Annotated in this window: 10 protein-coding genes; 9 read left to right on the top strand and 1 reads right to left on the bottom strand. The window is 47.4% G+C overall.

Features of this window, described 5'->3' with window-relative positions; genetic code table 11:
- Window positions 1-237 precede the first annotated feature (237 nt).
- The 8 genes from VNN20_04060 to VNN20_04025 all read left to right on the top strand — a co-directional run bounded on the left by VNN20_04060 (window position 238) and on the right by VNN20_04025 (window position 9,590).
- Window positions 238-1,545 carry an alginate export family protein gene (locus VNN20_04060; protein ID HWP91359.1) on the top strand — a complete coding sequence of 436 codons (1,308 nt, stop codon included), beginning with the start codon at window positions 238-240 and terminating at the stop codon, window positions 1,543-1,545.
- Between the two features lie 184 nt (window positions 1,546-1,729).
- Window positions 1,730-2,674, top strand: a complete 945-nt coding sequence (locus VNN20_04055) for a DNA adenine methylase (GenBank protein ID HWP91358.1) — start codon at window positions 1,730-1,732, stop codon at window positions 2,672-2,674.
- Complete coding sequence (locus tag VNN20_04050) at window positions 2,646-3,245, top strand: HNH endonuclease (GenBank protein ID HWP91357.1); 600 nt, start codon at window positions 2,646-2,648, stop codon at window positions 3,243-3,245. The genes VNN20_04055 and VNN20_04050 overlap by 29 nt, the downstream gene beginning before the upstream one ends.
- Before the next feature lie 575 nt (window positions 3,246-3,820).
- On the top strand, window positions 3,821-4,495 hold the full coding sequence (locus tag VNN20_04045) for a response regulator transcription factor (protein HWP91356.1): 675 nt from the start codon (window positions 3,821-3,823) through the stop codon (window positions 4,493-4,495).
- Entirely contained in the window at window positions 4,476-5,861 is a 1,386-nt protein-coding gene (locus tag VNN20_04040) for a HAMP domain-containing sensor histidine kinase (GenBank protein ID HWP91355.1), read from the top strand. Before VNN20_04045 ends, VNN20_04040 begins: the two co-directional genes overlap by 20 nt.
- 440 nt (window positions 5,862-6,301) lie before the next feature.
- Window positions 6,302-7,156: a hypothetical protein gene (locus VNN20_04035; GenBank protein ID HWP91354.1), complete on the top strand. Its 855-nt coding sequence runs from the start codon at window positions 6,302-6,304 to the stop codon at window positions 7,154-7,156.
- 295 nt (window positions 7,157-7,451) lie between these two features.
- Window positions 7,452-8,228 carry a hypothetical protein gene (locus tag VNN20_04030; protein ID HWP91353.1) on the top strand — a complete coding sequence of 259 codons (777 nt, stop codon included), beginning with the start codon at window positions 7,452-7,454 and terminating at the stop codon, window positions 8,226-8,228.
- A 324-nt stretch (window positions 8,229-8,552) separates the two neighbouring features.
- Window positions 8,553-9,590, top strand: coding sequence for a nitronate monooxygenase (locus VNN20_04025; GenBank protein ID HWP91352.1), 1,038 nt, complete (start codon window positions 8,553-8,555; stop codon window positions 9,588-9,590).
- Between the two features lie 470 nt (window positions 9,591-10,060).
- On the opposite strand, the gene VNN20_04020 is transcribed toward VNN20_04025, so the two are convergent.
- Window positions 10,061-11,614 carry a cobalamin-dependent protein gene (locus VNN20_04020; protein HWP91351.1) on the bottom strand — a complete coding sequence of 518 codons (1,554 nt, stop codon included), beginning with the start codon at window positions 11,612-11,614 and terminating at the stop codon, window positions 10,061-10,063.
- A gap of 835 nt (window positions 11,615-12,449) precedes the next feature.
- Here VNN20_04020 and VNN20_04015 point away from each other — a divergent pair.
- Window positions 12,450-12,677: a hypothetical protein gene (locus VNN20_04015; GenBank protein ID HWP91350.1), complete on the top strand. Its 228-nt coding sequence runs from the start codon at window positions 12,450-12,452 to the stop codon at window positions 12,675-12,677.
- The last annotated feature ends 80 nt before the right edge of the window (window positions 12,678-12,757 follow it).

The following is a 12,757-nucleotide window of genomic DNA, read 5'->3' as shown; positions in this document are numbered from 1 at the left end:
TTTTAGATTTGGTGTACTACGTCGGAGACCCATCACCCCTCCTCGATAATTCAGGATGATTCACTAATTCTAAAACCTGCTTATATTCCTCGATAGTCAGTCTAAGTAAAGAATTACAATAATAAGACCAAAATTTAGGAAAAAGAAGGTTCACACCGCTCGAAGAATCTGCTATGTTCTTATTCTAATAGCAAGCCCTTACCTATATCAACAGCCGTGCAGTCTGGTGCAGGGTGAATGAAGATAAATAGAACGGCATTCTCTTTAGCTCCTATTTTCCTTGCATTAATCTTTTGTATCACGGAATCGAATGGCCAAGAAGTCTTTGACCCAGACGCTCCTCCCGAGACCAGGATTAAGATTGCCCCTTATCTTACTTTCGGGGCACAGATCGAGGTTGAATCCGAGCTCGAAAGGAACATTGACCTGGACGGGGAAAGAGACGAGGACTTTTCTACAATAGCTCCGGAGCTATCCGTGGCGTTCTCCTTCGACCCGAACCGGTACTTTCAAGCATTTCTTACTGCAAAGTTATCCGGAGAATTTATGTTTGAGGACGGGGATAAGGTAGATGACAAGACTAGCCTCGAATTCGAGTTGGCTTATCTTTTATTCAAGCATCTTTTAGATGACCATCTTTCTTTTCAGGTCGGCCGTCAGCGGTTCGACGACGAAAGGCAGTGGCTATACGATGCGGAGTTGGACGGGGCCAGGGCGTTCTTTGAACTCTCCCGGTTTTTGCTTGATCTTTCGGTAAGCCGGGGAGGGCTTGTGGACAGGGATTTGTTGAATGACGACGTATCGGACCGGGTCAATAACTACTTTGCCTACGGGACCTATGCGATTTCTGAAGAAACATACGTTGCCGCCTACCTCCTTATATTCGATGACCGCTCCGAAGAGGATAACAGTCCAATCTTCTTTGGTATTCATTCAGACGGAGACATAACTGAAAACCTAGGATACTGGCTTGAGCTGGCGTACGTGGTGGGAAAAGACGGGCCCGATAAAATCAGGGGGCTGGGCTTTGATGTCGGCTCCACTTATGCGTTCGACTTGCCCCTGGAGCCGTCTATAACCTTAGGCTACGCCTTTGGCACTGGTGACGCCCACCCGGATGATGGTGAAGACAAGAACTTCAGACAGACAGGATTTCAGGCAAACGAGGGAGACTTTAACGGGGTGGCGGATTTCAATTATTACGGAGAGCTATTCGACCCGGAGCTTAGCAACCTCTCCATCTTCACCGTAGGAGCAGGCATAAACCCGATAGAAGAGAAGTGCTCTATCGACCTGGTCTATCATTATTATCTCCAGAACGTAGCCACCGATAGCCTCCGGGACGTGGGGATCGACGCCGAGCCGGACGGCCGGAGCAAAAGTCTCGGGAGCGAGATAGACCTCATTATCGGATTTGTGAATGAAGGAAATAAAAGTATTTTTGAACTGGCCTTCGTGCTGGGTTATTTCATCCCGGGCAAGGCTTTTCCGTCCGAGGCCGAAAACAGCTTTTTGGCAAAGTTGGTGGTACAGGTTGAGTTTTGAAAACGAATGACTGTTTTATGGTGTTATCTCAACAATTCTAACCCAAATTGTTTCTCCTATGTTTTACGGCTAATTTCATGGAAAGAAAACAGGAATAGTCAAGCCTGTGACTTTCCTTGACTTAAAACTAGTTTTTTTTTTATTCTCTGTGCTATAGGTAACTCAAGATTTTGAGGTTAAGAGTATGAAAGTACCCCATCCAATTCAATATCAAGGCAGCAAGCGAGGTCTGGCTCTTACTATACTTCGCTATTTGCCTGTTAAAATGGATCGTTTGGTTGAACCGTTCGCTGGCTCTGCTGCTATATCAATTGCTTGCGCCGCACGCGGTAGAGCCAAGACCTACTGGATAAATGATTTTAACAAGCCTCTAGCTGAGCTGTTGAGTTTAATCATCAACCATCCGGAAGAACTTGCTGATTCATACAAAAAAATTTGGATGTCTCAGGGACCAGACACTCTTGAGCATTATTACCGTATTCGTGAAGACTTTAACAGATCTCACGATCCAAAGCTATTCCTTTATTTGCTAGCTCGCTGTGTGAAAGGAGCCATTAGGTACAATTCTGAGGGGCTATTCAACCAGAGTCCAGACAAACGACGACTCGGCACAAAACCAGAAACTATGCGTGAAAATATCTTGGGAGTTTCTATGTTACTTCGGGGGAAAGCAGTAATCTCATCCCATGATTATCGAGATGTGCTTGCCAACGTAAATGAAGATGATGTCGTTTATATGGATCCTCCTTATCAGGGAGTCTGCGGAGATAGAGACTCGCGTTACTTCACTGGCGTTTCTTTCGAAGAATTTGTTGCAGCCTTAAAGGAACTAAATCAACGCGGAATCCGCTATGCTGTTAGCTATGATGGGCGCACTGGGTCTAAGACTTTTGGCCAGACTTTACCTAAACACTTGAACTTAACTCAAATCGAATTGGAAGCTGGGCGATCATCCCAAGCGACATTATTAGGCAGGGAAGTTATTACGGTTGAATCTCTTTATCTTTCAGCTCCTCTTACTGAGGAGGTTGGTGCAACACCATATCTTCACAAGAGAAATAATGTCGAGCAGATGACCCTTCTCGAGACCAAAACAAAGTATGGTAAAGTATCCAAAAGAGTTCCTTGAGTTGTGTAGGTCAGTCACCGCAAAGCGCCCGCGGACGGTGATTGATCACATTCTTAAGCACGGCCACATCTCTACCGAAGAATTAAAGAATATTTATGGTTACAACCACCCTCCTCGTGCAGCACGCGATGTTAAAGAGCACGGCATTCCTATTGAGCGCTTTACTGTAGTTGGTTCTGATGGGCGCAAGATTGCTGCCTACAGGTTTGCGGATCCCAAGAAGATTCGTTTCAGACGTATTGCTGGCCGAACCGGTCTGTCGAAACAGATTAAAGAGAAGCTTATAGAAAAATATGGGCGCAGGTGTTTTATCTATCTTGAAGAAGTGGATGTCCGTGAACTTCAAATTGATCACAGAGTCCCATACGAAGTTGCCGGTGATATATCCGGTTTAAATCCGGATGACTTTATGCTGCTCTGTGGCTCTGCTAATCGCGCAAGTCATGGTCATGTGAACATTGCGAAAACTGGAAAACTCTTAAGAAAAAAGAAATATGTTTATCCTGTTACTGGGCATATCCTGAAAATTATACACATGTTGCTATGCGCCAAGTTCGGCGCCTTGATTTAATTTGGCAAGGATCAGAAATTGAACAATATGAAAGGCTGAAGGAGGATGCAGTTGCCTATAGTAAGCCAATTCCGGAGTTTGTAAAAGAAATTATTGAAAGGGCATTAAAAAAGAAAAGCATCTAAAAAGTCGCTGGTCCGATGTCAACCCCAGTGTTTACAGTCTTTATCAGTATGTCCGCAAGTATTAAGGACAATAAACGGTTAAATAATTGAGTCGAAGTAGGTGCTATGTGAATAGCTTGTCATCACTCTACTTTCTTCAGCCGGAGACCGTGTAATAGACAGCGGATACTTTTTAGTAATCGATATGTATGTTATGAAGAAAATTTAAGTTATTATAAAATGGTCAGAGAATACTGTTAAATGAAAAATTGGGGAGGTTATCCATTGAGCGTATGGGGTTGGTCTTTATACCCGTTCGTCCCGGGCCCAGTCGAAGGACCCTCATCGCCCTTCAACAATTCGATAGTCCGACAAACCTATCCCCATTTTCGGGGGACCACTATACATGGCACAAAGTGAACGGACATACCGTATTAATGACGTACATCCACGTGAAAGGTGTCATAAGATATGCGCGTGCTAGTCGTAGAAGACGATAAAAAGATCGCTTCTTTCATAGTTAAAGGATTCAAACAGGCGGGGTTTGCCGTTGACCATGCGTCAGACGGTGAGGACGGCCTTCATCTGGCATTACACGAGTCCTACGATGCGGCGATCATAGACATAATGCTGCCTAAACTAGATGGTTTAACCCTGATAGAGGAACTCCGACGAAAAAAGATAAACACCCCGGTGATCATACTGAGCGCCAAGCGTTCGGTTGACGACCGGGTTAAAGGGCTTCAGACCGGGGGAGACGATTACCTTACGAAGCCCTTTGCCTTTTCCGAGCTTTTGGCGCGCGTGCAGGCGCTTATAAGGAGAGCCAGCGGAACTGCCGAGTCCACACGCCTGACATTTGGAGATATCTCTATGGACATTATTAAACGGGAGGTTACCAGAGGGGATAGAAAGATTATTCTCCAACCCCGTGAATTTGCCCTGCTCGAATACCTTATGCGTAATGCCGGAAGGGTGGTTTCCAAAACCCTTATTATGGAGCATGTCTATGATTACAACTTTGACCCGCAAACTAATGTAGTGGACGTATTGGTTTGCAGGTTACGGGACAAGATTGACCGGGATTTTGAGAGAAAGTTGATTCACACTATCAGGGGGGTGGGCTATGTTCTTAAAGAATCCTAAACTCTTGCTTAAATCAAGCAGCTTTAGAATCATAACTTGGTACACCTTTTTCTTCATTCTTTGCTCACTGTTAATAAACATCTACGCTTATACGGTCATTTCTTCTTTCATCTATGAGCAGAGCCGAAAGGAAATCTTGGAGGATTTAGATGAGTTTGCAGAGATTTACCGGAAAGATGGATTGGAAGCTTTAAGAGAGGATGTGTACGAAGATGAGGACGAGACCTTTCTCGTTCGCCTAGTCGGAGAGCAAAACAAGGCGCTTGTCTCATGGATTCCGAAAGACTGGCCCGCCTTGAATGCCGAGCAACTGGAAGAGGGCACCCTTCTCCAAAAGAACGAGTGGAAATATCTAAAGGGCGCCGGTCACCAGGACGAATTCGAAATAACCTCCATGAGCATGCCCGACGGCACGATCTTGCAAATGGGTCAAGACATAGTCGAGCGGGAAGATCTTTTAAGCAGTATTCGCAAAGTATATATGATCGCTATCATCCCCATAGTCCTTTTTGCTTATTTAGGCGGCTTATTCATTGCTGACCGTGCCCTCAATCCCATTAAACAACTCATCAATACGCTTAATTCTATCGTTTCAAGCGGCAAGATAGACGTGAGAGTTCCCCCCGATCAAACCGATAAATTGCACGGAGAGTTGATCTCGCTGTTTAATACTATGCTCGAAAAAATCGAAGGCCTTATGAATGGAATGCGAAACGTTCTGGATAACGTCGCCCACGACCTGCGAACGCCGATGACCAGACTTAGGGGCACCGCTGAAATAGCATTACAGACTGAGCAGAACCCGGACGTCCTCCGCGAGGCTTTAAGCGACTGCGTGGAGGAGTCAGAACGTATTCTCGTGATGTTAAATACGCTAATGGATGTATCGGAAGCGGAGACCGGAACCATGAAGCTTAATCCGGAAGAGATAAACGTTGCCCCTCTTATCGAGGACGTCGTCGAACTCTATAATTATGTCGCCGAAGAAAAAGGCGTTTCCGTGCATATTGGCTTGCCCGGTGAGCTCTATTTAAAGGCCGACCGCAACTGGATACGGCAGGTACTGGCAAATCTGGTCGATAACGCAATCAAGTACACCCCGGCTGGCGGGAGAGTGGAAGTTGAAGCCTGTCGGAGAGAGCAGGAGGTTGCTATCACCGTTAAAGACACCGGAGTCGGAATTTCACCGGAAGAGCTTGATAAAATCTGGGATCGCCTGTACCGGGGCGATAAAAGCCGGTCACAAAAGGGACTCGGGCTGGGCTTGAGCTTGGTCAAAGCCATCGTCGGGGCACATAGAGGATATGTCGAGGTTTACAGCCAGCCGGGCACTGGCTCTGTTTTCACGGTTTATTTCCCCACCTAACTTCTGAGTAACTATTCACCACTGAGACACTGGGATCACCCAATAAACGGGTTATATTCTTAACTTAGCGTAATATCATCTAAGAAATAACAATTCTCTCCAGTGAAATAATCTTCCTAGATAAGTACCCGCTGATCCTGAGTTCATCGAAGGATGATAAGCGTTCACTCCGACATAACTGCGTCCTTCGACCACCAGGCTCAGGACGAACGGGTTTTGCTAGAATTCAACCCGACCGAGAGCAAGTAGTAGTGGGTATACGTTAGCTGAATTTGTATAACTTACTGCCTTAGTGCTTAGTCGCTCTCAGGCAGCTGATCGGACAAAATTGTGATCCATTCTTAATATTTTCTAAACCTTTCCAAGATGTAATGTTGGGGAAATCTTCCGGCAACTATCTCCTGATATTATCTGCATAAAACCAGTTAAGGAGGTGCAACATGAAAAGCATAAAAGGATTAGAAGCGCTTGTTTATAGGATTCAGGATGCAAGATACAGGATAAATCATGCATCGTGGATCGAATACATTGCAGCATGTTTTTTAGCGATAGTTGCAACATTCATCTTGCTCGGGCTGCCTGGCAGCACCGCCAAGGCGCAGGGTGACGAGATCCCTTTTGACGTGTCGAACATCTTCCTCGAGCTCAACGACACAGATGGAGATTTGGGAATCCACGCTCTCATCGATGGAGAACCCTGGAGGATGCTCCAGATCGAAGACCCGAACGAACGCCAGATTCTCTCGGTTGAAAACAAAGGCCGTCTGGGACGGCAAGGCCTTACCGAACTTTTCTTCGAGAGTGCCGAGCCACCTTTCGACGAGCTCCCGCCCGAAAAATTCTTCCAGCGGTTCCCGGAGGGAAAATACGAAATCTCCGGCATCACTCTCGAGGGAGAGGAGCTGGAGAGCACGGATCGGCTCAAGCACATCATTCCTGCCCCTCCTGACAATATCTTGATTTCCGGAGAAGCGGCGGCCGACGACTGCGATGCCGACCCACTCCCATCAGTTGGCGAGCCCATCGTTATAGAGTGGGATCCGGTCACACTATCACACCCGGAGATAGGCACGCCGAAATCTTCACCAAGGATTAATATTGTCGGCTACCAGGTCGTCGTCGAGCGGGAGGAGCCAAATCTCCTTAAGTTTACCCTCGACCTCCCACCTGATGTGACAATGGTGGTCGTTCCTGAGGGACTTTTTGCTTCGGGAGATGATCTCAAGCTAGAGGTATTGGTAAGAGAGGAAAGCGGAAATCAGACAGCCGTCGAGACCTGTTTCGTGATGGAGTGATCATTAAGCAAGCCGACTAGATTGGTAAAGGGCAATGCCTGGCCCGTTCGATGAAGCCTCTAACAACCGGACGGGCTTTGTCCTCAAGGTTCGTCTTCCCGATTTAACCGATATTATCTAGTAATGGAGGACAGAGAAAATAGAAAATTTTAATGCTTTTCTGTTTTCTTCGTGCCTACGTGTCTTCGTGGTTAAGGGTTACTGTAAACCTTTCCAAGATGTAATGTTGAGGAAAGGTTCCCGTAATCCTCCTGTGTTAATATCAGTAAAAAAATAGAGCCATAAGGAGGGGAAAATGAAAAAAACAATAACCATGAGACGATTAACCTATGTATTTGCTCTATGTTTTTCTCTTTTCCTTGTCCTCTGGGGGGGTGGGTGTGACGGTGACGGCGGTGGCGGAGTATGCCCAGCGACCACCCTGAGTATCGAGGTTTGCGACCCGGAGACAGGCGGCCCGTTCTCGTTAATTATTGACAACGGCTTCTTCCCGGCGGTGGTGGGCAGTCAGAGTGTGCTTGAGGGAGTGGACGACGAAGGTACCGAGATCAGGATAGAAATAAATGTTTTGGACGAGACGGAAGAGGTTGCCGGTGTAGAAACGCGTGTTGTGGAGGAGGTCGAATTTGAGGACGGTGTGCTAGTCGAGGTTTCACGGAACTTTTTCGCCCAGGCACCGGACGGCACTGTCTGCTACTTCGGCGAGGACGTAGATGAATGCAACGACGGGCTTGAGGAGGTCGGGGATGAGTTTCTTTGTAACGGAGAAGAGCCCAGCCACGAAGGCGCTTGGCGCGCTGGAGAAAATGGAAACGTGCCCGGCATTGTTATGCCTGCTGACCCGCAAGTTGGTGACGTGTTCATGCAGGAGGGCGCACCCGGCGTAGCCGAAGACCAAGCGGAAGTTCTAGCATTAGGCGGGCCTATAGAAGTTCCGGCTGGAGACTTTGACGATACGCTAACGACCGAGGACTGCAATCCCCTCGAAGGCGGTGCAAGAGACTTAAAAGTATATGTGCGGGGAATAGGTCTGGCGATCGACGAGGATGCAGAATTGGTCTCCTTTGAATAACGAAAGAAACTCTACCTCTTGAACCGGATACGGATTAAGACAAATTCAGGCTTTAGGCACCGGATTCGCAAAATGTCTTAACTTACTTCAAGAAGAACCTTGTGTTCCGTGTGATGTACTATCTGACAGACAGATTGGTACATGTGCGAGACTACCCCTAGCCTTAGAAGTGACCCGCATTTGATTCCAGTACCGTAAAGGGTTAGACTGCATTTCTACACCCTAGCCAACTGCTTAACGCGCAGGAATGCTATGGTAAGACTCATGGTAAGGCAGTACTAAAAGGATCGTGCCGGGAGCATGAGACGGATTCGGGTTCAAAGGATGACCCTGCAACAACTCCTGGGAATAGAGCTACCCATAATTCAGGCACCTATGGCCGGTGTGCAAGGAAGCGCTCTGGCGGTCGCTGTGTCCAATGCTGGCGGGCTGGGCTCACTCCCCTGCGCTATGCTAAGTCTTGAAGTCACGCGCGATGAACTAAGAGCGATCAAGGCACAAACTGACAAGCCCTTCAACGTCAATTTCTTTTGCCACCAGCCACCTACGCCTAGCGTCGAGCTCGAAGCAGCATGGAGAGCCGCACTTTTGCCGTATTACAATGAGCTTGGCATCGACCCGAAAACCATTCCCGTCGGGCCGGGACGCGCGCCGTTCAGCCCAGAAGCCGCCGACGTGCTGGATGAATTCAAGCCCGCTGTGGTGAGCTTTCATTTCGGTTTACCATCGGCAGAATTGCTGGCACGAGTTAAGGCCCTGGGCTCGAAGGTTATCTCTTCGGCGACCACCGTTGAAGAGGCCCTCTGGCTCGAAGCAAACGGTGTCGATGCCATCATTGCACAAGGCCTCGAAGCAGGCGGACATCGCGGAATGTTCTTGTCAGACGACTTAACTACCCAGGTTGGCACGTTTGCTCTGGTGTCACAGATCGTGCGGAAAGTAAAGGTCCCGGTCATTGCCGCCGGCGGCATCGCCGATGCGAGAGGTGTTGCGGCTGCTATGATGCTTGGCTCAGCCGGCGTGCAGATTGGTACAGCTTATCTACTCTGCCCGGAAGCCACCACAAGCGTAGTACACCGGGCTTCACTAAAGAGTGAGGCCGCTCTGCACACGGCACTCACAAACCTTTTCAGCGGACGACCGGCGCGGGGAATCGTGAACCGTATAATGAGAGAGCTTGGGCCAATCAGCTCAATTGTACCCCCTTTTCCTCTAGCCGCTTCCGCCATCGCTCCTTTACGCGCCAAGGCGGAAAGCCGGGGCTCCGGCGATTTCTCCCCACTCTGGGCTGGCCAGAACACCACTGGGTGCAAAGAGACTCCGGCTGCCGAACTCACCAAAAAATTAGCAGAAGAACTCTAATGGCCGGCCGTTGTACTCAAATCGATGTTGATGCGTCTTATTATCAGGGCAAAACTAAGCACTGAGGATTACAAAGATTATATCGTTGACTTTGTTATCTCGGTTTATCCCAAAATATAAACATGAACAATTCGAGTTGGAGAGCATAATCAAGACCAGTGCCTGCCAAGCAGCCCGACGAGGCCGGTTCGATTACTCTCTAATTGGAAGCATAAAACTATTGGGAGAGAACCGCTGGCAGCTTGATTCTAAGATAGTTTGTACCAGGACTCGTTCAGTCGTGGGGACATTTTCCACTACAGGATCATCTGCTCAAAGCATAGTATTTGACCTCAAAATTCAAGTACAGAATTGGATAAACGAAAGCCTTTGAAGTATAACAAGATATAATGGGCAAATCTACAACCAAAATCCTCCCCCCTTTATCAATATCCATCAATAAGGGAATTAGAGAAAATGGGCTAAGTCTCTCAAGCCCTAACTCTACTTTTTTCCCTCTCCAGTTCCGCCTTCAGATAGGCGTTTGGGTCATGGTATATCGCTCCCTCCGGCAGCCATTCCCAGAGTGAACCAAGGTCTTTTTTGATTATATCCAAATAAAATTGCGGCACCTTGGTCGTTTCCCCCTCGAAAAAGTCTCGGAATGCCCGGTCTTGGTCGAGTAGGCCACGCACCTTCTGATAAAAATTCAGTCGCCCAAATCCCTCCGATGATATCGCCCTTACCAAATTCATCCACCTCGGTATTCGGGAAGTGGTCGCCCGGAAACGATTGAAGATCGAGCGCCAGGAAAAGGAGTGCTCTGCCAGGTTAATCAGGTGGTCATAAAATTCGGTCCAGGAATAGTTCTTAGGCCGGACATTCATGGCGTGGTTGTTGTTGAGAAAGTGGAAGGGGAACGGCAGAACCCGATCCGCACGCTGGTACTCTAGGTTGATGGGGGCGGCCTGGCCAAATGCGGTTAGGAGAGGATAGGCAGGAAAGGCAGCCGGGGTCATATCCACGAATTTCTTAGTCAGCTCGAATGGCTCGGAACCCTCGTCCGTATCCAGCCCGATCACGAAGTTTGTTTGTACGTAAGGTACGTATCTCAAAATTGTGTTTACATGCTCTGAAACATGTATAAGCTTCTCCATGCCCTGCTTCTTGCCGGTCTTCGACTTAGCCGCCATGTCATACCAGGATTCGATACCGGGCAGAAGGGCTTTAAACCCATTTTGTTTCAGGCGCTTTAAATGCGGCTCGGAAAGCAGGGACAAACTACTCTCGGCGATGAAATCGATGCTGTTTATCGGTGCCGCTTCCTCAATTGCCTCCATATAGTCATCAAACCGGACTCCAAAGTTTGGGTCATACCAAGCTACCAGCGGCCGCTTAAACTTCTTCATGAGGAATCTTAGGTCATCTTTGATTGTATCGAATTCAAGGGGTTGATAGGGGACTACGGAGTCAATACAAAAACTACAGGTGTAGGGACACCCCATACTGCCGATCATGGGGACAACCTTGATAATCGGCGCCTTCTTAATTACTTGCTCGATAAACTTCCATCGTTCCCGTACTCCTGGAAGCATCGTCGGCTGTTGGCTAGCAGACAAATATCGACCGTACGGCCTGTATCGTGAACAGTCCTCAAGCACGTCACCGATCAACTGTTTATCCGTCAACCCCAGCACGTAGTCGAAGTACTTTTGTGCATCCTGTGGGTAACAACGAGCATGGGGGCCTCCCAGTACGGTAATGGTACCCTCTGCTCTATACCGATTACTCAGGGCATAAGATTGCTGTGCGGCTTGTGTAAACGCGCTTATAAAAACTATGTCCACGTTTTTGGGCACCTCTTCGGCCAGGTCCTCAAGACCGGTAAAGTGAACTAAGGTTACGTCGTGGCCTCCCTGCTCGCACCAGGTAGCGATGACCTGGGGCATAATGCCGGACAAGTTGGCATGCATCACCCGCGCCCACAATGAACGCATGGGGGCCTTGGTGATCAAATCTATGATCCCAATCCGAAGCTTTCTCATTCTTCACCTTTCTTGGAGGTCCCGATTTGGGGAGAAAGAGTGACTCTGGCGCAGCGAATTTACTCAGTTTAGACCTATGCGAAAAGTACGGTCAGCCATCTAACACAGCACATCGCCGGAAATTCGCAGCGTTCTGGCCTCTACCAGGATGGGTTTGGAAAACATAAACTCTCCTGTACTAGATGTAATACATTCTCCACAGAACTTGAACTCCGAATAATTTTCACATCCACAGACTGAGCAGAGTATTCTCAAACCACCTGGACGTAGATTAGAACGTATACACAACTATTCAGCACCTAGTTGGGAGGAACATTCTACCATATAAATCATAATTTTTATACGGCAGCCTAGCCATTATCAAAAATTAATACCGCATTTGTGGTATAAGGCCTCCCTTTCATTACCCCTAGTTAATAACCGACGGACTTAGAGTCTTCCGAGTTCGTTTTCCCATTTCCCAGAAAAGTGGCAGGAACACCATTAAAGACTATATAGGTTGATTTGAATATAACCGGTAAAAGAAAAATGAAGTTTGATATAGTCGGCAATATAGAGTACAATCGACACGGCTAATAGCATGGGCTCTACGGGATAGACGATTTACCGCTTCTAATTTAAAGCAAGAGCTGGCAAAAAGGTATCGCTTTTTAAGAAATAACAACTGTGAAGAAACGATATTGGTTGCAGTTTATCTACATAAGGGCTATCTCAATGTATTTAACCATACAAATGGATTTAAAAACAGCCCTCTCTGACTCGGCGCAGTGAATGTGAAGGGTCAAGGATGATGATTTGAGTACATAACTCTAAATTCTGGTAAAAGGAGCGATACATGGTGCTTAAATTAATTTTCAAAAAAGTCTGCCCCAAGTGTGGAATTGTCCATAAAAAAGTCGCTTTCGAGGGGACAAAGGAAGAGTTTAGGAAGGTTGAAGAACTGGATATTCCTCCCTTTCTTTGCTGTGAGGAACTTGACGCAGATTCTTATGAAATAACCATCGATGAGCAAGTTACCAAGAAAGGGCAGATTGAAGATATGTTTGACGTGTCTGACGAGTAGGAACCTCGAACGGTCCCTTCGGAGATTGGGCAAAATTCAACCCTCATTATAGCAGAATTCGATCCTATTAAGCGGGATCA

The organism is Thermodesulfobacteriota bacterium, assembly GCA_035559815.1.
Lineage (GTDB): Bacteria > Desulfobacterota_D > UBA1144 > Nemesobacterales > CSP1-2 > DATMAT01.
Note: the sequence above shows the minus strand (reverse complement) of the source record. Positions and strands in the feature narration are given on the sequence as shown.

Bases quoted from the DNA above. Each gene is read 5' to 3' on its own strand.
- VNN20_04060 (HWP91359.1), top strand. From the start codon at position 238: ATGAAGATAAATAGAACGGCATTCTCTTTAGCTCCTATTTTCCTTGCA.
- VNN20_04055 (HWP91358.1), top strand. From the start codon at position 1,730: ATGAAAGTACCCCATCCAATTCAATATCAAGGCAGCAAGCGAGGTCTG.
- VNN20_04050 (HWP91357.1), top strand. From the start codon at position 2,646: ATGGTAAAGTATCCAAAAGAGTTCCTTGAGTTGTGTAGGTCAGTCACC.
- VNN20_04045 (HWP91356.1), top strand. From the start codon at position 3,821: ATGCGCGTGCTAGTCGTAGAAGACGATAAAAAGATCGCTTCTTTCATA.
- VNN20_04040 (HWP91355.1), top strand. From the start codon at position 4,476: ATGTTCTTAAAGAATCCTAAACTCTTGCTTAAATCAAGCAGCTTTAGA.
- VNN20_04035 (HWP91354.1), top strand. From the start codon at position 6,302: ATGAAAAGCATAAAAGGATTAGAAGCGCTTGTTTATAGGATTCAGGAT.
- VNN20_04030 (HWP91353.1), top strand. From the start codon at position 7,452: ATGAAAAAAACAATAACCATGAGACGATTAACCTATGTATTTGCTCTA.
- VNN20_04025 (HWP91352.1), top strand. From the start codon at position 8,553: ATGACCCTGCAACAACTCCTGGGAATAGAGCTACCCATAATTCAGGCA.
- VNN20_04020 (HWP91351.1), bottom strand. From the start codon at position 11,614: ATGAGAAAGCTTCGGATTGGGATCATAGATTTGATCACCAAGGCCCCC.
- VNN20_04015 (HWP91350.1), top strand. From the start codon at position 12,450: ATGGTGCTTAAATTAATTTTCAAAAAAGTCTGCCCCAAGTGTGGAATT.